Origin of the sequence: Arthrobacter sp. KBS0702, from assembly GCF_005937985.2 — a bacterium.
Taxonomy (GTDB): Bacteria; Actinomycetota; Actinomycetes; order Actinomycetales; family Micrococcaceae; genus Arthrobacter.
In genome coordinates this window covers 3,625,735-3,649,547 of record NZ_CP042172.1, presented here as the reverse complement: position 1 = coordinate 3,649,547, position 23,813 = coordinate 3,625,735, and the positions used below count along the sequence as shown (strand labels likewise).

General features: G+C 65.4%; 19 protein-coding genes. 13 read left to right on the top strand and 6 right to left on the bottom strand.

Going from position 1 to position 23,813, the window contains the following annotated elements:
- Positions 1 to 467: 467 nt before the first annotated feature.
- The 8 genes from rpmH to FFF93_RS16830 all read left to right on the top strand — a co-directional run bounded on the left by rpmH (position 468) and on the right by FFF93_RS16830 (position 6,221).
- Entirely contained in the window at positions 468 to 605 is a 138-nt protein-coding gene (rpmH, locus tag FFF93_RS16865; protein ID WP_003800212.1) for a 50S ribosomal protein L34, read from the top strand.
- Between the two features lie 41 nt (positions 606 to 646).
- Complete coding sequence (gene rnpA, locus FFF93_RS16860) at positions 647 to 1,057, top strand: ribonuclease P protein component (RefSeq protein ID WP_138767907.1); 411 nt, start codon at positions 647 to 649, stop codon at positions 1,055 to 1,057.
- Positions 1,050 to 1,457 carry a membrane protein insertion efficiency factor YidD gene (gene yidD, locus FFF93_RS16855; protein WP_138767908.1) on the top strand — a complete coding sequence of 136 codons (408 nt, stop codon included), beginning with the start codon at positions 1,050 to 1,052 and terminating at the stop codon, positions 1,455 to 1,457. Before rnpA ends, yidD begins: the two co-directional genes overlap by 8 nt.
- Before the next feature lie 16 nt (positions 1,458 to 1,473).
- Positions 1,474 to 2,451 (top strand): membrane protein insertase YidC, encoded by a 978-nt coding sequence (gene yidC / locus FFF93_RS16850; RefSeq protein ID WP_138767909.1) that lies wholly within the window; start codon positions 1,474 to 1,476, stop codon positions 2,449 to 2,451.
- Positions 2,451 to 3,062, top strand: a complete 612-nt coding sequence (locus FFF93_RS16845) for a R3H domain-containing nucleic acid-binding protein (protein ID WP_138767910.1) — start codon at positions 2,451 to 2,453, stop codon at positions 3,060 to 3,062. Before yidC ends, FFF93_RS16845 begins: the two co-directional genes overlap by 1 nt.
- Positions 3,063 to 3,079: 17 nt before the next feature.
- Positions 3,080 to 3,730: a 16S rRNA (guanine(527)-N(7))-methyltransferase RsmG gene (rsmG, locus tag FFF93_RS16840; RefSeq protein WP_138767911.1), complete on the top strand. Its 651-nt coding sequence runs from the start codon at positions 3,080 to 3,082 to the stop codon at positions 3,728 to 3,730.
- 86 nt (positions 3,731 to 3,816) lie between these two features.
- Positions 3,817 to 4,881, top strand: coding sequence for a ParA family protein (locus tag FFF93_RS16835; RefSeq protein ID WP_315851464.1), 1,065 nt, complete (start codon positions 3,817 to 3,819; stop codon positions 4,879 to 4,881).
- A 68-nt stretch (positions 4,882 to 4,949) separates the two neighbouring features.
- Positions 4,950 to 6,221, top strand: coding sequence for a ParB/RepB/Spo0J family partition protein (locus FFF93_RS16830; protein WP_138767912.1), 1,272 nt, complete (start codon positions 4,950 to 4,952; stop codon positions 6,219 to 6,221).
- Between the two features lie 4,711 nt (positions 6,222 to 10,932).
- On the opposite strand, the gene trxA is transcribed toward FFF93_RS16830, so the two are convergent.
- From trxA to FFF93_RS16795, 5 genes are all read right to left on the bottom strand, one after another.
- Entirely contained in the window at positions 10,933 to 11,259 is a 327-nt protein-coding gene (trxA, locus tag FFF93_RS16825) for a thioredoxin (protein WP_138767913.1), read from the bottom strand.
- Between the two features lie 38 nt (positions 11,260 to 11,297).
- Entirely contained in the window at positions 11,298 to 12,254 is a 957-nt protein-coding gene (gene trxB / locus FFF93_RS16820; protein WP_138767914.1) for a thioredoxin-disulfide reductase, read from the bottom strand.
- A 179-nt stretch (positions 12,255 to 12,433) separates the two neighbouring features.
- Positions 12,434 to 14,032, bottom strand: coding sequence for an ABC transporter substrate-binding protein (locus tag FFF93_RS17005; protein WP_186372192.1), 1,599 nt, complete (start codon positions 14,030 to 14,032; stop codon positions 12,434 to 12,436).
- Between the two features lie 171 nt (positions 14,033 to 14,203).
- Entirely contained in the window at positions 14,204 to 16,288 is a 2,085-nt protein-coding gene (gene murJ, locus FFF93_RS16800; RefSeq protein ID WP_261375213.1) for a murein biosynthesis integral membrane protein MurJ, read from the bottom strand.
- Positions 16,289 to 16,403: 115 nt separating this feature from the next.
- Positions 16,404 to 16,904, bottom strand: coding sequence for an NUDIX hydrolase (locus FFF93_RS16795; RefSeq protein ID WP_138767919.1), 501 nt, complete (start codon positions 16,902 to 16,904; stop codon positions 16,404 to 16,406).
- Between the two features lie 218 nt (positions 16,905 to 17,122).
- On the opposite strand from FFF93_RS16795, the gene FFF93_RS16790 reads away from it, so the two are divergent.
- The 5 genes from FFF93_RS16790 (at position 17,123) to FFF93_RS16775 (ending at position 23,066) form a co-directional block, all read left to right on the top strand.
- Complete coding sequence (locus FFF93_RS16790; protein WP_138767920.1) at positions 17,123 to 18,595, top strand: CCA tRNA nucleotidyltransferase; 1,473 nt, start codon at positions 17,123 to 17,125, stop codon at positions 18,593 to 18,595.
- Entirely contained in the window at positions 18,596 to 19,180 is a 585-nt protein-coding gene (locus FFF93_RS16785; protein ID WP_395858401.1) for a histidine phosphatase family protein, read from the top strand. It begins immediately after the preceding gene.
- Between the two features lie 680 nt (positions 19,181 to 19,860).
- Positions 19,861 to 20,001 carry a hypothetical protein gene (locus tag FFF93_RS17000; RefSeq protein ID WP_186372191.1) on the top strand — a complete coding sequence of 47 codons (141 nt, stop codon included), beginning with the start codon at positions 19,861 to 19,863 and terminating at the stop codon, positions 19,999 to 20,001.
- Positions 20,002 to 20,151: 150 nt separating this feature from the next.
- Entirely contained in the window at positions 20,152 to 21,621 is a 1,470-nt protein-coding gene (locus FFF93_RS16780; protein ID WP_138767921.1) for a glycosyltransferase family 87 protein, read from the top strand.
- Between the two features lie 5 nt (positions 21,622 to 21,626).
- On the top strand, positions 21,627 to 23,066 hold the full coding sequence (locus FFF93_RS16775; protein WP_138770295.1) for an NAD(P)/FAD-dependent oxidoreductase: 1,440 nt from the start codon (positions 21,627 to 21,629) through the stop codon (positions 23,064 to 23,066).
- Here FFF93_RS16775 and FFF93_RS16770 read toward each other — a convergent pair.
- Positions 23,063 to 23,758: an ABC transporter ATP-binding protein gene (locus FFF93_RS16770; protein ID WP_138767922.1), complete on the bottom strand. Its 696-nt coding sequence runs from the start codon at positions 23,756 to 23,758 to the stop codon at positions 23,063 to 23,065. The two genes, FFF93_RS16775 and FFF93_RS16770, sit on opposite strands and share 4 nt — an antisense overlap.
- Between the last annotated feature and the right edge of the window lie 55 nt (positions 23,759 to 23,813).

The window sequence follows — 23,813 nt, the reverse complement described above, 5'->3', positions numbered from 1 at the left end:
CAATCAGTTCCTCAAACCTTGCTTGCCTGCGTTACCTGCAGCCACAGGACCCGAACCAGGCTGCTGGCCCGGGCTTAATCCACAGGGTTGTGCACAGTCCGTGGATAATCGGCTACTGGGACACTCTAGGGGATGAAAAGCCTAGAAGATAGCTGGGGTTAGCCCTGTGGATAATCACACCGGTGTAGTTCGAAATCGGGGCGCGTGACGCACTTCATCCACAGGCCGGCGGGCGGGTTAACCACAGCTGGGGACAGGCGGCGGCGCAGCTCCCGGTTTGACTCGGGAGGCGTTTTTCCCCTAACGTTGTGAAGTCCTTTGTGTCCGCTTTTCGCCTCATTGAATCTCTCCCCGACGCCTGCGTCTTTGCGAGTCGAGGGAAGCGGCGCATACAAAACTTAGCGTCGGCCAGTTCTTCCCCTTTTTTGATCGGGTGGGCGCACCTTTGATCCACTGGAGTAACTAACGTGAGCAAGCGGACTTTTCAGCCGAATAACCGCCGTCGAGCCAAGAAGCACGGCTTCCGCCTTCGTATGCGTACCCGTGCCGGCCGTGCCATCCTGGCAGCCCGTCGTGGCAAGGGCCGCACCGAGCTGTCGGCCTAAATAACTGACTCGTCGGTCACCATCCCTATGCGAGTTGAACGGTGCTAGCCACCCGGAACCGTCTGAGGACCCCTGCCGATTTTTCAACAACTGTACGTTCCGGCGTCCGCAATGGACGCCGGAACTTAGTGTTATATACGGCAGCTCTCGCTGCCGATGAACCAAGCCGGATCGGTTTCATCGTTTCCAAGAGTGTCGGGAACGCTGTTGTCAGGAACCTCGTTAAGAGGAGACTAAGAGAAGCCGGTGCCTTGTCGCTGCAGAAGTATCCCAGCGGGTTCGCTATCGTGGTCCGGGCCCTGCCCGCCTCGGCGGCAGCCGGCTGGGACAATCTGCTGGGCGACTATGACGCCGCTTTGGAGACAACCATGAAACGGCTGGGCAGCCGCCTTCCCCAGGCCGCTTCTACAGTTTCTTACGAGACAACACAGGAAGGGACCCCGCGTGCGTAACTCAACTGCCGCCGTCGTCCCCGTTCCTGGATCTCGTGTCAAAGCCTTGGCAGCCTGGCTCGGCCGGGCGCTCTGGAACCTTCCCCGCAACATCCTGATTCTGCTGCTGATGGGCTACCGCAAGGTGGTGTCCCCGCTGTACGGACAGGTTTGCCGATTCTTCCCCAGTTGCTCGGCCTACGCGCTGGAAGCGGTCACGGTGCACGGCGCCGTCAAGGGAAGCTGGCTCGCGGTCCGGCGCCTCTTGCGCTGCCACCCATGGAATTCCGGCGGTGTGGACCATGTCCCCGCCGGTCACCGGGAGTGGCCCGACGGCCACACCCCCAGAATTGTTGTGCTGAACAACCCGGACAAGTACCTGGCTGTTCAGTCTGATGGAGAAGGCCGCTCGGCGGCCTGACGAGTAGGGATAACGTATGGACATCTTTGGAACAATTCTGGCCCCGTTCAAGTGGCTAGTTTCCGCCATCATGATCGGTTTTCATGATGGATTGAGCGCCATTGGGCTCCCGGCCGCCAACGGGTGGACCTGGACGCTGTCCATCATCGGGCTGGTGCTTGTCATCCGCGCCGCGCTGATTCCCGTGTTCGTCAAGCAGATCAAAGCCCAGCGCGGCATGCAGTTGCTGCAGCCGGACCTGAAGAAGCTCCAGGACAAGTACAAGGGCAAGACCGACCAGCTTTCCCGCCAGGCCATGGCGCAGGAACAGATGGCCATGTACAAGAAGCACGGCACCAACCCGTTCTCGGCGTGCCTGCCCATGCTGATCCAGATGCCGTTCTTCTTCGCACTGTTCCAGGTGCTCTCCGGTATCAGCTCCGCCAAGGCCGGCGGGACCGGCATCGGTGCCCTGAGCCACGACCAGGTGGTCCAGTTCGACGAGTCCAGCATCTTCGGTGCCCCGCTGTCGGCCTCGCTGCTGCACGGCGGCGCCGGCGGCAACGACGTGGCTGTCTGGGTGCTCTCGATCGTGATGATCCTGGCCATGACGGCGTCGCAGTTCATCACGCAGAAGCAGATCATGGCGAAGAACATGTCCGAAGAGGCCATGGCGAGCCCGTTCATGCGCCAGCAGAAGATGATGCTCTACATCCTGCCGGTTGTCTTCGGCGTCGGCGGCATCAACTTCCCCATTGGCGTCCTGATCTACTGGACCACCACGAACCTCTGGACCATGGGCCAGCAGTTCTTCGTCATCCGCCGTATGCCGACGCCGGGATCCCCCGCCGCGAAGGCCCTGGCCGAGCGTCGTGCCGCCAAGGGCCTGCCGTCCCTGCCCCTGATGGGTGCCAAGAAGGCCGACGCCGAGGCCGAGGCAGCAGCCGCTGCTGCCGCCGTCGCCGCCAAGAGCCAGCGGGTACAGCCGCAGCGCAAGAACAGGAAGAGGAAGTAATGTCCGCCGAGAGCACCGAACACGCTATTTCCGACGAAGCCGCTTCCCAGGCCGAGCTCCAGGACGAGGTCCTGGCTGACGGTAGCCCAGAGTCGCGGAATGACTCCGACGACGCCACGCGCGGCTCAGACAAGGGCTCCTCGGCGAGCCGCCTTGAGGAAGAGGGGGATGTGGCTGCGGACTACCTCGAAGAGCTGCTGGACATCGCCGACATCGATGGCGACATCGACATCGAGGTGCGCAATGGACGCACCTACATCTCGATCGTCGCCGAAGAGGAAGGTTCCGGTCTGGAGAACCTGGTTGGCCGCGACGGCGAGGTGCTCGAAGCCCTTCAGGAGCTGACCCGCCTCGCCGTGCTCTCGGCCACGGAGAACCGCTCCCGCCTCGTGCTGGACATCAATGGCTACCGCGCGGACCGTGCCGGTGACCTGCAGCAGATCGCTGAAGACGCCATCGCCTCGGTCAAGGACACAGGCAAAGCCGTCGCGCTCGCCCCGATGAGCGCCTACGAACGCAAGATCGTGCACGACGCCGTGGCAGATCTTGGCTTTGTCAGTGAGTCCGAAGGCGAAGGTGCCGACCGGCACATCGTTGTCTCCGCAGACTGAATCCGCGGAATAGCTTGATGGTGGAAATTACTGCGGCCGAACTCAAGGCTGCCGAATCTATTTTTGGTGACCGGCTGGACCTGGCGAGGCGCTACGTGGAGCATTTGGCCACCTCGGGGACGGAACGTGGCCTGATCGGCCCCCGCGAAGTGCCCCGGCTGTGGAGCCGGCACGTCCTCAACTGCGCCGTGATCGAGCGCGAGATCGCCCACGGAAGCCACGTGGCCGACGTCGGCAGTGGAGCCGGCCTCCCGGGCCTCTGTCTCGCCATTGCACGTCCGGACTTGGAACTCACCCTGATCGAACCGCTCGAACGGCGCGTCATTTGGCTCCAGGAAGTGGTCGACGACCTCGGACTGGAGAACGTCACGATCATGCGGACCAGGGCGGAACTGGCTGTGGGCCACGTCCAGGCCGACGTCGTCACCGCCCGAGCGGTTTCAGCCCTTTCGAACCTTGCCGGACTGACGATTCCGCTGCTCGCGGGCAAAGGTGAAGTTGTCGCCATCAAGGGACGCAGTGCCGGTGAGGAGATCGAGAAGGCGGCCAAAGTGATCCGCAAGCTCGGTGGCGTGGAGACATCTGTCGTGGTGGTCGGTGAGGACCTCCTCGAAGAGCCCACGACCGTTGTCCGAATCGTTGTGAACAAGCCTCGAAAGATTGCGTAGCACCAGCCCGGTGCCGTCGGTCTTCATAGCGAAGAGGTTAGGCTAGTGACCGGCAGTAAACGCCGAATGAGAGTGAGAGTGTCAGAGTGAGCAGTAGCGAAGCCTCCACACAACGGATTCCCCCGTTTGTGTCCTTGGGGTCAGCACGCGCCTTCGGGGCGCCGGCTGCCGCTCACAATGCGTCGCCGAAGCAAACGCTTTCGGTTACAGACTCGGTTTTTGCAAGCGTTTCACGTGAAACCTCCGTTCCCTCGATCGGCAACGTGCTCGATTCCATTGACGATTCAAGCCCGATTGCCCGTGAGCTTGCCCACGAGAACAAGCGCCGCGAACGGCTGCTGGGTCGCGAATTGCCGAAGCCGGAAAAGACCCGGATCTTCACCGTTTCAAACCAGAAGGGTGGGGTGGGCAAGACCACCACCACCGTCAATATCGCTGCCGCCCTGGCGGCCGCCGGGCTCAATGTCCTGGTGATCGACATTGACCCCCAGGGCAATGCCTCCACCGCGCTGGGAATCGAGCACCACGCCGACGTCGACAGCATCTACGACGTCCTCATCAACGACGTGCCGTTGCAGGACGTCGTGGCTCCCTGCCCGGACATCGCGAAACTGATTTGCGCCCCGGCGACGATCCACCTGGCCGGCGCCGAGATTGAACTCGTCAGCCTGGTCGCCCGGGAGCAGCGTCTGCGGCGCGCCATCGACGTCTATGCCAAGGAACGCGCTAAGAACGGCGAGGAACGGCTGGACTACATCTTCATCGACTGCCCGCCGAGCCTTGGTCTCCTGACCGTCAACGCTTTCTGCGCCGCCAGTGAAGTCCTGATCCCGATCCAGTGCGAGTACTACGCGTTGGAAGGCCTGAGCCAACTGCTCAAGAACATCGAAATGATCCAGAAGCACCTCAATGCGGATCTGGTGGTCTCGACCATCCTGCTGACGATGTACGACGGCCGCACCAACCTCGCGGCCCAGGTGGCAGCGGAGGTGCGTGAACATTTCCCGGAGCAGGTTCTCGGAGCTGTGGTTCCGCGCTCGGTCCGGATCTCGGAGGCGCCGAGCTACCAACAGACCGTCATGACCTACGACCCTTCCTCCAGCGGCGCCCTATCCTACTTGGAAGCCGCAGCGGAAATTGCTGAACGTTAGAATCTTCTCAACAATTGCACTAGCCAGAGCCGGAGTATGCCGGGCTCTTCCACTGGAGGGATTTATCCATGAGCGATAAGCGACGCGGCCTCGGCCGTGGACTTGGCGCGCTGATTCCAAGTTCCGCCTCGGCCAACGCCTCCGGGAACGGTACTGCGCCGTCCCGGCCCGTGGATCTGTTTTTCCCTGAAGCCAGGAAGCGCACCGCGGAAGCGGAAGCCCCGGAAGAGACCACGGCAGCCGAAACGTCGAAGGCGGAGACGACGGCGTCGTCCGCAGCGGTGGAGTCTGCGGCGTCAGTTGCCCGCGCCGATGCGGGTACGCGCGCCAAGCCGGCGGCCAAAGCTGCGAAGACGGAAGACGAACCGTTCACTGAGACTGCGCGGCCAGCTGCCAAGAAGGCAGCCCCGCGGAAGACCGCAGCGGCTAAGAGCGAATCCCGTGACACCGGCGAAACCGGTACCAAGCCCGCGACCGCGGAGCTCAACGGCGACGGCGACAATGGTTTGGACCTGGTGGAGGTCCCCGGCGTCCGCTTCGCTGAGATTTCGGTAAGGGACATTCATCCCAACCGCAAGCAGCCGCGTTCCGTGTTCGATGAGGACGACATGGCGGAGCTCGTGCACTCGGTTCGCGAAATCGGCGTCCTTCAGCCAATTGTGGTCCGGACTTCAACCGAAGAAGGTGGCGAACCCTACGAACTAGTTATGGGTGAGCGCCGCTGGCGTGCCGTGCAGGCAGCCGGGCTGGACACCATCCCTGCGATCGTCCGGGACACCACGGATGACGACCTGCTGCGTGACGCCCTGCTGGAGAACCTTCACCGCAGCCAGCTGAATCCGCTTGAAGAGGCCGCCGCGTACCAGCAGCTGCTCGAAGACTTCGGGACCACCCATGAGCAGCTCGCTGATCGGATCGGCCGGTCCCGCCCCCAGGTATCCAACACACTGCGCTTGTTGAAGCTGCCGCCGCTAGTGCAGCGCCGCGTTGGCGCCGGCGTCATTTCGGCAGGCCATGCCCGCGCGCTTCTTGCTCTTCCCGACGCGGCCGCCATGGAGCGTCTTGCCCAGAAGATCGTCGCCGAGGGAATGTCGGTCCGGGCAACCGAGGAAGCCGTAACCCTGTACCAGAGCCCTGCCGCAGCGCCGAAGAACAACATTCCCCGTCCGGGCGCACGCCATGAGCGCCTTGATTACCTGGCCTCTTCGTTGTCTGACCGCCTGGATACGAACGTGAAGATCTCCCTCGGTGCCCGCAAGGGCCGCGTCAGTATTGAATTCGCCAGCGTTGAGGACCTCAACCGGATCATGGACGTGCTTACCCCAGGTAACTCCAGCTAAGTTTCCTGCCATCCAAGCTTTGCCAGGGCCCGTTTCACGTGAAACGGGCCCTGCTTTTTGTCCGCAGCCTTGTCCGCAGCCCCGCAGCCCCGCAGCCCCGCAGCACTCTTCCGTGCGTGTGCGTTGCTAGTCCTTCGCGGCCTAGGCGACGCTGCTTGCCGTGGGTCCCAATTAGAGGATGAATTCCACGTAGCCGGGCGCCATTTTGCGGCTGTGCGGTCCTGTTTGTTGGTTTTTAGGGACTTTGCCGGCCTCAGGAGCGCCGCAGAAGGCTCTTGTCGGGTTGCTAGTCTCCGCTGTGGCGGTGGTGGAAGCCAGTCGCTCGGGCACGGTTCAGGGGTCCCTGCGGGCGCATACGTGCGGGTTTGGAGGCACGGGGTGCGCTCGGAGTGGGGCTGCGCGACAGGATGACTGGCCACGCCGCACACGGGGCGGCGACCTGCTGTAGTCCCGCGGCGATTCGGAGCCCGGCGGGGGCGTAGGCGTGTTTCACGTGAAACAGTTGCCTCGTGTCGTCGGTTCTGCTGCATCGATCCCGATGTAGGGAGTGGGACCGGAACCGAATGACCTTGTCGAGTTCTGGATTCGCCTTGCGGTCGGGATGGCGTACCCGGGAACCCCCTGGGCGCGGGATCCAGCGGCGGTGGATGCTCCCCGGGCCTTGCCAGCCAACTCCGCTCTCTGAAATTGTCCAAGTCGGCTCCCCGAAAAATGCCTGCGCCGGCCAGTGGGGCGTAAACCACAGCAGCGGGAACTTGGTCGGCTGTTTCACGTGAAACAGTACCGTCTTTTGCCGCGCCCTAACGGTATCTACCGTTGCCCTGCCCATCGGCGGAGTATCGCGGAGCCTGACAGGTCACGGTGAGGGCAGCGGTTAGCTGCGGTTGGTGACGTTTGACTCTGGTGGGTGTGAGACACTGGTGTCCCCCGAAGCTCATCGGATGATCCGGTCCCTCCGCTTTCTCCGCTAGATGCCGCCCTCTGAACATCTTCACAGCCCATCATGCTGCACGGATTCGACCGCGGGAAATCTGACGGAGCTACGCGAAGGACACTTCCACTAACGATCCCAAGGGCAGCCTGGTGCGCCTGCCTCTTGAAGTCCAGTTTGCGTGGTGCGGGATGCCGTCGTCGTTGGTGATGCGGCCAGCGGCGCCCTCGCTGGTCAGGCGCAGCTTCTTGCTTAGTGACCTGCGGCCGCAACTCGTGGAGCACAAACCGACGGCGGGGTCCCAGTGAAGCTCAGCTCCTTCGGCCCAGGCGTGCTGGCGGCCACTGGCTCGAACTCCGTTGGCAAGCACGCTGCCAGCGAGTCAGGCACCGGGTGGTTGGGAACGTCCGTGCCAGTGGTGCCGGGCCCACGGGTTGCCCGTCGACTTCGCCCTTCGCCTGCCAGCTACGCCGGGGTCCTGACGTAGTGCCCAGCGGTGCAGGCGGCACAGGGTCTGCGTTTCCCTTGCCACCCACGGATTGCGCGGACGCAACACGTTACCGACTCTGCTTACTGCGTCTACCGAAGGACCCTCGGCTCCCCCAGATACGTGCTCCCAAGCCTTCGCGCCCGACGGTTCCCTGGGAGCAGTTCCGGCTCCAGGCACTCGCTGGATGTGAGGGTGAAATTGGGTCACACCCGAGCACCCCTTCCGCGCCCGCATCCGGGCCCGCTGGAACGCCGAGCTTCCCTCGGAGGCATAGGGTGCGTGGACGACCGCCTCGGACCCCAGGTGGCCGTATTGGGTCGCCGCTGGAGCCCGTCCGAGCTTCCGCCGACATAGCGGCAGCACGTCCTGAAGGCCGCCTCGAACTGGCTTTGCGAGAGCTACGGGCAGTGGAGCGCGACGCAGACCGACGTGGAAAGAGCGGTGGATATCGCTGTGGATAACTTTGTGGATTACCTCGGGCCCTGGGGACACGGGTCGAAGCGGAGCCGGGCTTGGTGGGTAACCTCTCGTTGGGCAGACTCCCCTGTGTAGAAGCACCGCTCGAATGTTTCACGTGAAACGTAGCACCAACACGGACTGCCGCATCCATCAAGCCCGGCAGTGCCTGAAAAATCCCCACGACGTGGTTCATTTTCCTGGCTTCTGATCCGGTCTAAGCCGATAGCGTCCGGGCGGTCCTGCTCGGACGGGGCGCGGACTGGCGCCGACCAGCCCAAGCCGCTGCTACTGCACCCGCCTGGCCCCAGGAGAGTGCTGGCGGGGCCTGTGGATAGAGCTGTGTGTAATCTCTCACGGGCCTGTGGATAACGGTGTGCATAAGTTCTGTGGAGAACTGGCCGGTCGGCCATCTGTCCCCTCGGTGTTTCCCCTCCGGAGTAGGTCGGAAGCGCGGGAAACCGCGGGAGATCCTTACCCCCTTGCCCAAAGAGGCAGCCCCGGCGACGGCGGAATGCCGGGCAGGGGAACGCGAACAACCGAGCCGGACGCCGCTCCCCTGATCACCGGTGCTGGCGCCGACCATGACCCGGGCAGCGCGGTGCCTACTGCTGCCCCCAATGTGGTTCCTGTTGTCGGACTGCGTGTGGGCCGGAGAACCGCTGCCGGACCAGGCGGCGAACCGACCGTCAGCCCGGCTCGCGGGACCACGCCGGACCTCATCAGGATGTGCATACCTCGAGCCAGCAGTGTCCTTGAGGTGGCCGGCCCACGGATGGATTCCTACCTATGTCCGCCAACCAGAAGCGGACATGCTGAGATCAGCTGGTCGTGGGGCTGGTCCGGCAGCGCAGTCGGACGTAAACACTCTGGCCAGTCCCCTCCGGCGGCAGACCCTCTCCACCTGACCGCCGCTAGTGGCGCGCCGGAGCCGTCCGACCGGTGCTTCCCGGAAGTGGCTCCGGCATGTGCTCCGGACCGTCCTCGGGTCTCCGCTCAAGGATCCGGCAGCGGGTGCCAGGCAGCTTGGGGGATGCGGGCGAGCGTCTCAGCTCATCGCGGCCGTCCGTTGGGTCGGTGAGGGCGCGGGCGCGGAGCCAGCCCGGCACGTGTGCCGGTAGTGTGGGCTCGACGGCCCTAACCCGAATTCGCACGGCGGGCGGTGTTGCCCCTCACTCGGTGCTCCCAGGACTTTTGTGGGCTTGGGGTGGGGTACGCTGACGGGCTGGGTGTGGGACCCAACCAGGATCCGGAGTCGATTAGTAGGGGAAATTTTCGTGGCGCATTGCGTTGCCCGGGTGGGTTCCTACACTCTAGTAATGTCGGCCGTTGGGTGTCTAAACTCGATCACCCGTTTCACGTGAAACATTGCCCCCGGGAGACATACACGCCCCCTTTGGTGTTCAACGACGACTTGGTCGTTTCCCAGCAAAGTGGCGCTGGGCTCGATGCGTCTCCCCCGGGTCTGCTTCGGTGTTCCTGAGGATGCGACGTACACTTCCCTGTGCAATGGGGGCGCGGCGACTCAAACCGCTGTTGCCAGACTTCGGCCCAGCGTTTTCAGGGGCGGCGCGGAAACCAGACCGCCACAGGCAACCTGCAGTCCCACGACGATTTGGCCCGGGGTAGGCCGCGAACGGCGAGCTCAAAACGGTGCCCACATCCGTGGGGATGCGGATGGGGCAATATTTGATAGCGGACTATCAATAGTCCATGTGGGTGACCGATGTGCAATTCCAGGACTTGTGAAACTGTGTTGATGGCTGGCCACCATACGCGCTGGATGTTTCACGTGAAACGGGCCGGCGAATCCGTGTGGATCTATGCAGGCATCGGGGATAACGCTTGCCAGGCGCTAGTTGTAGCGCGGTTTTCAGGCACAGGGGCGTTGGAGGTTGCGCCGCGCGTCGGATACCGTAACCGAATGCCGCCGATGTACGCGGGATTCCGAGGCAACTGCACGCCTACCATTGCCCGGCGAGCAGCCTGGATGCCCCTGTGGGGCGACGGTTTCACGTGAAACATTGCCGACGCCACGTTTGCTATGCCTAGTCGTAAAGTGGTGCACGTGCTGCCCCGGGACACGCACAACAAGTAGCCGACACAATCTCTCGGAACATCGACAAAAGGGATGCGGAGATGATCTCGACCCGAAACAGGAGCCGTGGCGCTGACAACTCTAGGTCCTGGGGACTGCGTGAAGTTGACACGGCCCGCCGGTCCGCGGGCAGTGTTTCACGTGAAACATAGTGGCACTATCGGTACCGTGGTGCTCGTTTGCACCGACCCCCGGATCCCGACTCCCCCACACGTCCAGCGAGCGGGTTCATGAGACCAAATGCTGCTGATTGCATAGCGCCGCCCACATGGTTCAGGCTCCCAACACCGACGCCGGACCGGCTGCGTCGCATGTCCTCAAACCGCGCTGCAGGGTGCACGAGGCACGGGGATATCCCCACAGACACGCGCGTGCCCAGCACCTGCGAGGCGCAAAGCAGACCAAACTCTGACCGCGCGCAAAGTACCTTGCCGTTTGACTACGTCCGCTATCGGACCTGGACTAAGGCCCCCAAGGTGCAGAACAGAAACGATCAACAAACCAGCGCCGCTGCCGCCCGAATACGTCTTTAATCAGCCGCAACTCGTTGCGCCTCGGGCGTGGCGGCCCCTTGAGGGACAACGTCCAGAGGCACGCATGACACGGAATCCGCGAACACCGTGCGCCGCCAAGACGTCGAACCATATGAAACGAAAAGGCGGCCCCCACTCATGGAGAGGGAGCCGCCATTCGGATCCACCCCTTCAGGGGGCTATCCGGAAAGGAGTGTTGCCGACTAGGACAGAACGTCCGCGAATTCCTTTTCGAAGAACTGCTTGGGCCTGGCGCCGATGACGGTGCCCTTTACTTCGCCACCCTGGAACAGGTACACAGCGGGGATGGAGGTGATGCCGTATTCAGCCGCGATGGCCGGGTTGTCGTCGACGTTCACCTTGACGACGTTGACCTTCTCGGCGTACTCGACGGAAATCTCGTCGAGGATGGGACCGAGCTTGCGGCAGGGTCCGCACCATTCTGCCCAGAAGTCCACGATAACGGGCTTGTCGGCCCCCAGTACGTCGGTGCTGAAGCTGGCGTCTGTTACGTCTTTAGCGTTGCTCATAACCTTGCCTTTCTCTTGGGTTGCTTGCCGCGCGCTGGTTAGGCGTGGAGGTCTGCGAGGTAGTGCTCGACGTCGAGAGCGGCGACGCAGCCGGAGCCGGAGGCGGTGATGGCCTGGCGGTAGGTCGGGTCAATCACGTCGCCGGCGGCGAAAACGCCCTTGATGCTCGTCTTGGAGGTGCGGCCCTCGACGGCGATGGTGCCTTCTGGCGTCAGGTCCAGCTTGCCCTTGACGAGGTCGGTGCGGGGATCGTTTCCGATCGCCACGAAGACGCCGGTCACGGCGAGTTCGGTCTCGGTGCCGTCAACAAGGTTCTTCAACCGGAGACCGGTGACTTTTTCTTCGCCGAGCACATCCTCCACGCCGGTGTTCCAGATGAAGCTGATCTTTTCGTGCGCCAGCGCGCGGTCCGCCATGATCTTGGAGGCGCGCAGCGTGTCGCGGCGGTGGACCACGGTGACGGACTTTGCGAACTTGGTCAGGAACAGGGCCTCTTCCATGGCGGAGTCACCGCCACCGATGACGGCGATGTCCTGATCCTTGAAAAAGAAACCGTCGCACGTTGCACACCAGCTCACACCGTGTCCCGAGAGGCGCTTCTCGTTCGCGAGTCCAAGCTCGCGGTAAGCAGATCCGGTAGACAGGATGATGGACCGGGCCTGGAAGGTCTCCCCCGTGCCGATGGTCACGGTCTTGATGTCGCCGTCGAGATTCAGTGCGGTGACGTCCTCAAACTGGATTTCCGTGCCGAAGCGTTCTGCCTGCTTCTCGAAGTTCTCCATCAGGTCCGGGCCCATGATGCCGTCCGGGAATCCCGGGTAGTTCTCGACGTCGGTGGTGTTCATCAGCTCTCCGCCGGCGGTCACCGACCCTGCCAGGAGCAGCGGCTTCAGGTTGGCGCGTGCCGTGTACACCGCGGCGGTATAGCCCGCGGGGCCGGAGCCGACGATGATGACATCACGTACTTCGGACGCGGTGTTTTCTGCGTTGCTCACTGAACGGTGAACCTCTTCCTTTGTCGATGCGCCCGCCTGGATGGCCGGCCACATGGCACAACTGCCGTGCGGGCGCGAATATTCCGCTGATGCCGGTCACAGCGAAGGCATCCACAAGTACTCAGGGTACCGGTGGGCACAGGAAACCGGGGTGTGTCGGCCCGGGTTGCGAGGGCCGGTTACTGGACTTTGATCTCGGCCAGGCGCAAGCCGTAGCCGTAGCGGGTCTTGGGTGCGGCCAGCTTGGGCAGGCTCTTGATGGAGACGATCACATACTGCGCCGTGACGGGCTCCGGCAGCGGCATGGTGAGCTCCGGCGAGGTGAAGCTGTTGCTACCCACCTGCTTGGCTCCGTCCAGCGAGGGCCGGTCATTGGTGAAGACGCTGATGTTGCCGCCGGAGGCTCCGAGCTGGCTAAGGGTCACCGAGGAAATCTGGGCCGGACTCTTGAGCTTGACGATCAGCGGAACGCCGTCGGGCGCGAAGCCGCCCCAGCTGTCGGTGGCGAATTCCATGTCGGACCAGTAGCTAGCGGCGTTGCCGTCATAGGTCTTCACCAGATCGCCGTCGTAGGTGGCGGCGAAGTCGAAGTTGCCTTGGCGGGTGACGGACTCAATGACTGGCGGCACGGCTGCCGGCCGTGCGCTTTGGCTCGCCGACGCCGTGCCCGACTGGGTGGGGGTAGCAGCGGCAGTGGTGGTCTTGGCAGCTTCTGGCGCACCGCCCTTGAAAAGCCCGCCCAGGTTGGTGACGGCGAAGATGAGGCCGATGACCAGCACGGCAGCCAGCAGGGCGCCCACGAGCCAACGCATGGACCGCGGCTCGCGCCGGGGCTCGTCATCGTTGTTATCGTCGTTGGCGTCGTAGTCCGCGTAATCGTCCTCCACCGCACGTTTCCGGGCGAAGGCTGGGAAGCGTGCGGCGGCGGCGCCGGCGCCCTTTGAGCCGGCCGTCTCCAACGAGGTGGTCCGCTGCTCAGGCTCGGCGTAATCGTAATTTTCGTCCTCCCAGAGGGAGACCTTCGGCTTCTCCCCGGCCGGGGATGCCTGGGCCGCGGGCTCGGCTGGCTGGGCGGGCTGGACCGGGTGGGCCGCCGTTGGCTGCGGCGTGGCCGCCTGGGGCGCGGTCTTGGGGGACCTGGCTGAGTTTGCGGCGGCGGCCCCCGCGGCTACACCGGCGGCACCGGCAGCGGCAGCCCCCGCTGCGCCGGCTCCACGGGCACCGGCGCCTGCGCCCCCGGCACCAGCAGCCGGAGAGGCCTCCGGTGGGGCGGGAACGCGCTGCGGAGGGGCCGACGGCGTCGTGGGTCGAAGTCCGGCCTGGCGCTGTTGTTCGCCGTAATTGATGTACCCGGCTTCGACTTCCTCGTCGTCGTAGAGTCCGTCATAGGTCTCGGGTTCCGTGGAGCGCGCCTGGCCGAAGATTTCGCTGCCCAGCGTGTCGGTGAAGAAGGGCTCGACGTAAGGCGGGTTGGAACTGACCACCAGGTCCAGCAGGTCAGCGGCCGAGGTGTGGTTGGTAATGAGGTAGGTGGCGGCGTCGCTGACCCCGAGATCGAGGATCTGGACGTGGCCGGGGCGTTCACCCGTTGCCACCTCGCGGGCGCTCTGGGCCACCTGGTCGGCGTTTCCCGGGCCGGCAACGAGGATGCTCACGGGGCGGTTGAGCACCTGGTCCACGCCGTCCAGCACCAGATCCTGGTCATGCGAGGTCAGTACCGTGGCTGTGACCTTGTAGCGGCCGCCAAGTACTGATCCGACATCGATCGGGTGGGACACGGGTTCCTCCTAGACTGTCCGGGAACTGCCGGCCCTGATGACGTCAACAGTCATCGCAGGCCCCCCGGTAAGCCGGTGGACCCCAGGTCTGCAACTCCCCTTGTTAGTCTTCGATCCTAGCCGATGCAGTGTCCGCGCCGCGTGATTCAGGCATCCGGAAGCGCAGTGGGGTTATTTTTTCTTCCGCCGGCCGAACGGGAAGTAAGGGTTGTGTCCTGCCTGCCCCTGATACGTCCGGCGGCCCGGCAGGGGTATCTCGGACCGACCCTGGGTGGCCTGGGCGGTGCCGGGAAGCTCCTCCTCGGGGAGGTAGCCGCCGTCGGCCCCCCAGCCGCGGCCGTCGTCGCGGAGGTCCGGGCCGGCGCGGAAGGAAGCCGCGTCGAATTCGCCCGAGATCCGGGGGATCAGGCCGGTGTCCACCGAGGTGGTGGCCCGCTGGGGCATCGTATGGGCGGGGGCCTGAGCCTCGTGCGCCACTGCCTCTCCGGCGCCGGTCTCCGGTCCGGTTTCGGGGTGCGTTTCAGCGGCGGCGGGGGCACGGCGGAGGCGGCCGAGCAGCGGCTGCAGCAGGTCCTGCAGCTCCGTGACGCGGAGGGCCTTGAGCAGGACAAAGTAGACGGCGAGCATGACGGGGCCGACGACGACGATCGTCACCAGGGCCGCGGGCCTGCTGCTCCAGGCGAAGCCGTCGGGCCGGTAGCTGCCCATGAGCCACAGCGCGCCGGCGGCGGCCACGGCCGAGCCGAGTGCGGCGTAGCCCATACGGATGTAAGAGCTGGCGACCCGCGGCCCATCAAGGTGCCCGAGCAGCCGGCGCAGGAAGAACGCACTGACGATGACCGAGAGGATGTTGCCGCCGGTGTAGAGGACGGCAATGGCGAAGATGATCTGGTCGAACGGCAGGTACTGGATAAAGAAGGCCGCCACGACGTTGACCGCGGCCAGCACCAGCTGGATGAAGAACGGGGTGCGGGCGTCCTCATTGGCGTAGAACACCCTCGACATCATGAAGTTGGCGCTCATGAACGGGGTGCTAAGGGCCAGGATGGTGAGCGTCTGGGCCAGCATGACGCCGTCCTGCCGCTGTTCCCCGGAGAAGAACATGCCCAGCGGTCCGGCCAGGGCGAAGAGCGCCAGGGCCCCGAAGACCGTCGCCACGGCCATGGTGCGCAGACCGTGCGACAGTGCCCGGCGCAGCTCGGCCCGGTTGCCGTCCTGGGAGGCCCGCGTCATGCGGTTGAAGAGCACCGTGGCCAGCGAAAGCGCAATGATCGAGTGCGGGAGCAGGTAAAGCTGGCTGGCCACTTCCAGCACGGCGTTGCCCGGGAGGGTGGCCGCCGCGGCGTGGTCGCCCGCGCGTTCGAGCCTGAGGCGCTCCGCACCGGGGATCGTGGCGATGCGCATGACATAGAGGAACGCCAGCTGGCCGGCGGCGGCGGTGGCCAGCGTCCAGACGCTCAGCCTCGCGGCCTGCCCCAGGCCCACGCCACGCCAGCCGAAGCGCGGCCGCAGGCCCAGCCGCAACCGGAAGACGGGAACCAGCAGGATGGCGGTCTGCGCGATGACGCCGATGGTGGAGAACCCTGCCACCAGGAAGGTCTGGAAGGGCCCCCAGTTGTCGATGGTGTGCGGGTTGGCGGCGTTGGCGCCCAGGATCCAGATGAACATGCCCAGGCCCGCAATGGCGACCACGTTGTTCAGGATCGGGGCCCACATGGCGGGCCCGAAGGCGCCGTTGGCGTTCAGCACCTGCGTGAGCAGGGCGTACAGGCCGTAGAAGAAGATCTGCGGAAGGCACCAGAACGCGAACGAGACGGCCAGCGATTTCTGCTGCGGCGAGTAGCCCTGAGTGGTCAACTCAATGACCCAGGGTGCGAGCAGCGTCACCAGCAGCGTCAGGGAGAGCAACACCACGACCGCCAGGGTCAGCAGCCGGCTGATGTAGTCCGCGCCGCGGTCCGGTCCCTTGCTGGCCTTGATGATCTGGGGCACGAGGACGGCATTGAAGACGCCGCCGGCCACTAGCAGGAAGATCAGGTTCGGCAGGTTGTTGGCGTTGATGAAAGTGTCGGTAACCGTCGAGCCGAGACCGAGGGCCGCTGCCAGCATCCAGGTCTTCCCGAAGCCCAGGAAGCGTGAAACCAACGTTCCGGCGGCCATGACGGCGCTGGAACGCGCCTCTCCGGGATGGGCGGCCTGGGCGGCGGCCGCCCCGGAGGGGGCGGGCTTTTCTGAAGGGGGCTTGGCTGCAGACATTGTCTTCATCGTCTCACCCGGGCGTGCTTTTGTGCGCAATCCGCGCAAGGGAGCACCCCGGGCGGCGCGCCGTGGAGCGCGGCCGGTGCGGCGTGTGGCATCCCCTCGGGATGCCTCAGCGGTGTTCGGGGAGCACTTCCCGGGCGAGGTCCGCGATGCGGCGCTCATTCGGGAAGGAGAGCTTGCGGGCCAGTTCGTGGAGCGGGACCCAGGCGACGTCGACGGCTTCCTGGTCCGGATCGTTCTCGATGGTCAGTTCCCCGCCGGTGGACTGCAGGAGGTAGTGGTGGACGGTCTTGTGGACGCGGTGCCCGCTGACGGTGAACCAGTAATCGATGCTTCCGAGCGGCGCCAGGATCTTGCCTTCGATCCCGGTTTCCTCCGCGATCTCGCGGACTGCGGCTTCCTCGTTGCTTTCCTCGCCCTCCGGGTGGCCCTTGGGCAGGCACCACTCGAGGCGTCCGCCGCGGTTGAGGCGGGCAATAATGGCAACCCGCAACTCGGCGTCGGAGGTGTCCACCACAACGCCGCCGGCAGAGATTTCCTCGACGGTCGGCAGCGAAGCCGGTCCCGGGTGCTGCGCAGGCGCGACGTTGGCACCTATTGCCGATGGCAACGGTGCGTTTGTCCTCCTGCCGGGAGCGCTCGGTACGGGATGGGCCATGAAGTCCACTCTAACGACTCTTGCCCTGACTTGATGACCTAAACATGACGGGAACGTGGCCGGGCAGAAAACCGGCGCGGCGTCCCTGCCGGTCCGCGCCGCGGCCTCCGGCGGATCGTGGAGGGCTCCGGTGTGGTGCTGGCCGGGATTTCTGACAAGCTTAAGAGACTATGGCGCACGCACATCACCAGACTGACTCCCACACCGTCGACTTCCAGGTGGACCCGGTGGTCCTCGAACTTGGGCAGCGCTTCGTCGACGCCGGTCATGAGCTTTCCCTGGTGGGCGGTCCGGTGCGTGATCTCTTCCTGGGCCGGGTCTCACCGGACCTGGACTTCACCACGGACGCGACGCCGGATCAGACCGTGGCACTGATCAAAAAATGGGCGGACAACTACTGGGAGATCGGGCGCGCCTTCGGAACGATCGGCATGCGCAAGGCCGGGTTCCAGATCGAGATCACCACCTACCGCGCCGAGGCCTACGATCCGGAGTCGCGCAAGCCTGTGGTGGCGTTCGGAACATCCCTCACCGACGACCTGTTGCGCCGGGACTTCACCATCAATGCCATGGCCCTGCGGCTGCCGGCGATGGAACTGGTCGACCCCTTCGGCGGGGTCCGGGACCTGCACTCCTCCACGCTCGCCACGCCCGGTTCCCCGGAGGACTCCTTCTCCGATGACCCGCTGCGGATGATGCGTGCCGCCCGCTTCGCGGCCCAGCTGGGCGTGACGGTGCACCCGGACGTGCGCCAGGCCATGACAAAAATGGCGGAGCGGATCAAGATCATCTCCGCCGAACGGGTCCGCGACGAGCTCGTCAAGCTCATCTGCGCCGCCCGGCCCCGGACCGGCGTGGACCTGCTGGTGGAGACCGGGCTGGCGGAATTCGTGCTGCCCGAAGTCTCGGCCCTGCGCCTCGAATCCGATGAGCACCACCGCCACAAGGACGTCTACCAGCACTCGCTGCAGGTCCTGGAGCAGGCCGCGGCGCTGGAATCGGAGGCTGACGGTCCCGTGCCCGGCCCGGACTTCGTGCTGCGGTTCGCGGCGCTGATGCACGACGTCGGCAAGCCCGCGACGCGCCGCTTCGAGCCCGGCGGTGCGGTGAGCTTCCGCCACCACGACATGGTCGGGTCCAAACTGACCTCCAAGCGGATGAAAGCGCTGCGCTTCGACAACGACACCATCAAGGCCGTGGCCAGGCTGGTGGAACTGCACATGCGCTTCTACGGCTACGGCGACGCCGGCTGGAGCGATTCGGCTGTCCGCCGCTACGTCACCGACGCCGGACCGCTCCTGGAGCGCCTGCACCGCCTGACCCGTTCGGATGTGACCACCCGTAACCAGCGCAAGGCGGAGCGGCTGGCCTTTGCCTACGACGACCTGGAGGCGCGCATCGCGGCGCTTCGGGAGCAGGAGTCCCTCGAGGCCGTCCGTCCCGACCTCGATGGCGGCCGAATCATGGCCCTGCTGGGACTCAAGCCGGGTCCCGTGGTGGGGCGGGCCTACAAGTTCCTTCTGGAAGAGCGGATGGAACACGGCCCGCTGGATCCGGCCGTGGCCGAAGCAAAGCTGCACGAATGGTGGGCGGCGCAGCCGGAAGCTGCCGCCGTCGATATTTCCCCAACAGAGGAGTCCTAAGTGATTGCACCTTCGAGCGGGCCCCGCCCGCAGCTCTGGATCCTGCGCCACGGCGAAACGGAATGGTCCAAGAGCGGGCAGTACACCGGCCTCACCGACCTCCCGCTCACGGTGGAAGGCGAGCAGCAGGCCGTGGAAGCGCGGAAGGTGCTCGACGCCGTCGACTTCGACCTTGTGCTGACCTCGCCGCTGCGCCGGGCACGCCGGACGGCGGAGCTGGCTGGTTTCCCCGACGCCCAGCTGGAACCCCTCGCGGTGGAATGGGACTACGGCGAGTACGAAGGCATCAGCTCCGACCTGATCCGCAAGGACAACCCCGACTATCTGATCTGGACGCACGGGGTGCCGAACGGGGAATCCCTCGACGACGTCGCGGCCCGCGCGGACAAAATCGTCGCGCGCGTCCTTGAATCCGGGCTGGACAATGTGCTCATTGTGGCGCACGGCCATTTCTCCCGGATCCTGACCGCGCGGTGGCTTGGCCTCGACGCCCACGAGGGCCGTCACTTTGTGCTCGGCACCGCGAAAGTGTGCACCCTGGGCTGGGATAAGAAGACCCCTGCCGTCGTCCGCTGGGGACTATAAAGTCCGTGTATATAGTCCGCGGGGAAAAGTTTTTCCGAGAATCTTTATGAATTATGTGGTCAATGGCCGCATTCATGGTGTATTTTTATTCCTGACCCCAGTGCGTCTTGCCAGGGTCCCGGCGCGCGTCGCCCGGCCAGTCAGCCGGAGCTACGGCAGAACAGAAAAGGAGGTTGGGAAAATGATTACTTTGACTCGCGGATGGATGTACACCCTCACCGCCACCCCGGCCTCTGACGCTGCCGCGCGCCCGAAAGTCGGACTTTCCGCCTGCTAATCCCCCGCTCCCGGCCTGAAGCCGGAGTCGGTAGCTTGCCAGGGCTTTCCTTCACGGAATGCCTGGAAGGAACGTCGGACCCAGCGGACCTTCGCGGTTGCGCCATCACCCCATAGTTCGGAACCCAGCTTCTTGTTGGGGCTGCAGCGCATTGCGTACGGGGGCCATTCCTTCGCGGTCGTTCTTGACGGCCGCGAAACCACCTCATTAGTGCCCGGTATTTTCGCGCCCAATTTCGAGGCTCATTTCACCGATTTTAAAAGGCTCTAATTGGCATGCCCAATTGTTTTCCATTGCCGCAAATGAAAGGTCCAGCGTGACTATCGCAACGAGTTCAACCGCACGAGCCGCCACCCGGCGGCGCCTATCTCTCCGCCGGAACCATCGAAGGGAGGTGACCACCATGATCCGAAAACTGCATGAGGTACTTGTCTTCAACCCGAACCAGGTTCGCCGGGAAGGGACGCAGTTCAACGGCCAGTTGCTGGAACAGCGGCGAGAAGAGGTTTTCCTCGCCATGTACCAGCTGGGACGTCTCCGCTGATGTCGCGGCGATCCGGCCCGACCTGGCAGAGAAATGCGCCCAGCGAAGGAGGAACTGGTGACAGCGATTGGAACCGATCCGCAAGGAGCCCACGCGGCGACGCGTGGGCTCCCCCGTTTAACCGCCCGGCCGCCCCGGTAAGCTCGAGGCATGCAGGAGACAAAGCCGCCGGGGAACCGCAAGCGGACCCGACTGGTAGTCCCGAGCCGCAGTGACCTGCTGCTGCGGAACTTCACCGAACTCATCGGCGGCCCGCTTGGCTGGCGGACGGCCCCCGGCATCGTCTCCCCCGGCTTTTTCACCGTCGAACGGGTCCTGGTTCTACTCACCGTCCTCGCCGCCCTGCTAGGGATCCTGCTCAAGAGCTACTGCCGCGGCAACGGCTGGGAATCCCCCAGCCAGTTCTACGCCACCTGCTATTCGGACTTCCCCGAGCTATTCCGGAACCGCGGACTCGGCGACGGCGCCTTTCCCTTCGTCACCGCAGGCAGCTTCTTCGAATACCCCGTGCTGATGGGGTTCATCGCCGGAGCCACGGCCCTCCTGGTCCCCGGCCACGGCGTCAGCGATTCCCGCGTCCTGGCCTACTTCGACGTCAACGCCACCCTGATCGCCGCCGTCTGGATCGTCACCGTGCTGGCCACCGCACGAACCGCGCGGCGCCGGGCCTGGGACGCCGCCATGGTGGCCCTCGCCCCCGGCATTGTCCTCGCGGGCTTCATCAACTGGGACATGTGGGCCGTCGCCCTGCTGGCCCTTGGCATGTACTTTTTCTCGAAGAACAAACTGCTGCTCGCCGGCCTTTGTATCGGACTCGGCACCGCGACCAAGCTCTACCCGCTGCTGGTCCTCGGCGCGGTGGTGCTGCTGGCAATCCGCACCGGCAAGGTCCGTGCCTTCCTTGTCACCGCCGCCGCTGCCGCCGCCGCCTGGCTGGCCGTGAACATCCCGGCTGCCACCACCGACCCGGCCGGCTGGAAGTACTTCTACCAGTTCACGGAGTCACGGCCGGCGGGCTACAGCTCCCCCTGGTTCGCCTACAACCTCGTGGCCGGACGCCTGGGCTGGAAGCCGCTGGAGGCCGAGGCCATCAACGCCTCGGCCCTCAACCTCTTCCTGGTGGCCTGCGTGCTGATCGCGGTCCTGGCCCTCGCGGCCCCGCGCAGGCCGAGGCTGGCCCAGCTGGCGTTCCTGATCGTGGCCGCCTTTATCCTCACCAACAAGGTGTATTCGCCGCAGTTCGTGATCTGGCTGATCCCGCTGCTGGCCCTGGCCCGGCCCCGGTGGCGCGACTTCCTCATCTGGCAGGCCGTCGAGGGGCTGCACTGGGCCGCCATCTGGATGTACCTCGGTCAGGTCACCAGCGGCGGCGCCGCCCAGCACAACATCGACATGCCCTACTACGTCCTCGCAGTCCTGGCCCACATGCTCGCCACCGGCTACCTGATGGCGCGGGTGGTGTGGGACATCTGCGACCCGGGATACGACGTCGTTCGCCGCCACGGCGCTGATGATCCCCACGGCGGCCCCTTCGACCGGGCCGCGGACTGGCTCCGGCTGGATCTCCTGCGCCCCTCGGCATCCGTGCTGCCGTGGCGGCGCGCCCGCACCGGGGCCTGATCCGGGTGCCCGACGTCGCCGTCGTAGGTTCCGGGCCCAACGGGCTGGCTGCCGCCGTGACGATGGCGCGGGCCGGGCTGGCGGTGCACGTCTACGAGGCAGCTGCGACCGTGGGCGGGGGGCTTCGCACTGCGGAGCTCATCGAGCCAGGCCATTTCCACGACGTGTGCTCAGCGGTGCACCCGATGGCCCTGGCATCGCCGTTCTTCCGCGAGTTCGAACTGTCTCGTCGCCTCCGGCTGGAGGTCCCGGTGCTCTCCCACGGCGCACCCCTCGACGGCGGGCGTGCCGCGCTGGGGTACCGCTCGCTGGAGCGGACCGTGGCCTCCCTGGGGCGCGACGGCCCGGCCTACCGCCGGCTCATGGCGCCCCTGCTTGACCGGCTGGACGGGATCGCCGATCTCACCCTCAACCAGCTGCTCCGGGTGCCCCGCGACCCGCTGGCGGCAGCCGTCTTCGGACTGCGGACCATCGAGCAGGGCTCGGCCCTGTGGGGAGTGAGGTTCCGCGACGAGCTCGCACCGGCACTGCTCAGCGGGGTGGCCGCCCACGCCGTGGCTCCCCTGCCGACGCTGCCCGCCGCGGCAGCCGGCCTGCTGCTGGGCGCGCTGGGCCACGCCGGCGGCTGGCCCATCCCGGTGGGCGGCTCGGCGGCGATCGCCCGGGCGATGGTGGCCGACATCGAAGACCACGGCGGGGTGGTGGAAACCGGGGCGCGGATCGTCTCGCTGGCACAATTGCCCCCGGTCAAGGCCACGCTGCTGGATGTCGCCCCGCCGGGACTGCTTCGGATCGCCGGCAGCCGGCTTCCGGCCGGGTACCGCCGCGCGCTCGAGTCGTTCCGCTTTGGCAACGCCGCCTGCAAGGTCGATTTCATCCTGTCCGGCCCGGTGCCGTGGGCCGCCCCCGAACTCGCCGACGCCGGCACGGTCCACGTGGGCGGCACCCGGGCCGAAACCGCCGCGTCCGAACGCACTGTGGCTGCCGGCCGGCATCCCGAGCGGCCCTATGTCCTGGTTTCCCAGCCTTCCCGCTTCGATCCGGGACGCGCCCCCGCCAGCCGGCAGGTTCTGTGGACCTACTGCCACGTTCCCGCAGGATCCACCGTGGATATGGGCGAGGCAGTCACGGCCCAGCTGGAGCGCTTCGCCCCGGGTTTCCGGGACCTGGTCGTGGGCCGCCGCGTGACGACGGCCGCGGAACTGGCCGGATACAACGAGAACTACGTTGGCGGCGACTTCAGCGCCGGGGTGATGGATCTGCGCGGCCTGCTCCGGCGCCCTGTGCTGGGACCCGTACCGTGGCGGACACCCGTTCCGGGTCTGTACCTCTGCTCCTCGTCCACCCCGCCCGGGCCTGGTGTCACCGGTATGCCGGGCTTCCACGCGGCCAAACATGCCTTGAAGGACATATTCGGACTGCCAGCGCCGGCGCTGGGGTTCTAGGACGCAGCAGCCAGGATTCCCGCCGACAGGCGGCCGTCCCGCATGGTCGCCACGGCGTCGGTGAAGGAAACCAGACCGGTATCGTGCGTGACCATCAGGGTTGCCACGCCGAATTCGTCCGTGACCTGGCGGAGCAGCCGGACAATCTCCTCACTTCGGCCGCGGTCCAGCGCCGCCGTGGGCTCGTCAACCAGCAGCACCGCCGGGCTGGCCATGAGGGCCCTCGCGATGTTCACGCGCTGCCGCTGCCCGCCGGAGAGCTGGTGCGGACGTTTGTCGAGCACCGACGCCAGGCCAACACGCCCGAGCAGCTCCACGGCCTTCCGCCGTGCCTCGACCAACGGCTCGGCCCGCAGATGGGCGGCGACCAGAAGCTGTTCCACCGCGGTGAGCGACGGCAGCAGGTTCGGCTGCTGGAAGATGATCCCGATGCTGTCCCGGCGGAGTGACGTCCGCCCGGCGTCCGGAAGCGCGGCGGCATCCTGGCCCGCCACCAGGACGGATCCGGCGGTGGGACGCACCAAGGTGGCGGCCACGGCCAGCAACGACGACTTTCCGGAACCTGACGGGCCCACAAGGGAGACGAATTCGCCGCGGCGCAGTTCCAGGCTGACGTCGTCGAGGGCACGCAAGGTGCCCTCGCCGTCGGGGTATTCGAGGGTGACATGGCTGAAGTTCAGGACGGGTTCCATTTATATGCCTTTCAGGGAATGTTTTTAGCGGCCGGGGCAGCGCACGGGCGGGATG

Bases quoted from the DNA above. Each gene is read 5' to 3' on its own strand.
- yidC (WP_138767909.1), top strand. From the start codon at position 1,474: ATGGACATCTTTGGAACAATTCTGGCCCCGTTCAAGTGGCTAGTTTCC.
- FFF93_RS16780 (WP_138767921.1), top strand. From the start codon at position 20,152: ATGCAGGAGACAAAGCCGCCGGGGAACCGCAAGCGGACCCGACTGGTA.
- FFF93_RS16830 (WP_138767912.1), top strand. From the start codon at position 4,950: ATGAGCGATAAGCGACGCGGCCTCGGCCGTGGACTTGGCGCGCTGATT.
- FFF93_RS17000 (WP_186372191.1), top strand. From the start codon at position 19,861: ATGATCCGAAAACTGCATGAGGTACTTGTCTTCAACCCGAACCAGGTT.
- trxA (WP_138767913.1), bottom strand. From the start codon at position 11,259: ATGAGCAACGCTAAAGACGTAACAGACGCCAGCTTCAGCACCGACGTA.
- FFF93_RS16845 (WP_138767910.1), top strand. From the start codon at position 2,451: ATGTCCGCCGAGAGCACCGAACACGCTATTTCCGACGAAGCCGCTTCC.
- murJ (WP_261375213.1), bottom strand. From the start codon at position 16,288: ATGTCTGCAGCCAAGCCCCCTTCAGAAAAGCCCGCCCCCTCCGGGGCG.
- rsmG (WP_138767911.1), top strand. From the start codon at position 3,080: ATGGTGGAAATTACTGCGGCCGAACTCAAGGCTGCCGAATCTATTTTT.
- FFF93_RS16790 (WP_138767920.1), top strand. From the start codon at position 17,123: ATGGCGCACGCACATCACCAGACTGACTCCCACACCGTCGACTTCCAG.
- FFF93_RS16770 (WP_138767922.1), bottom strand. From the start codon at position 23,758: ATGGAACCCGTCCTGAACTTCAGCCATGTCACCCTCGAATACCCCGAC.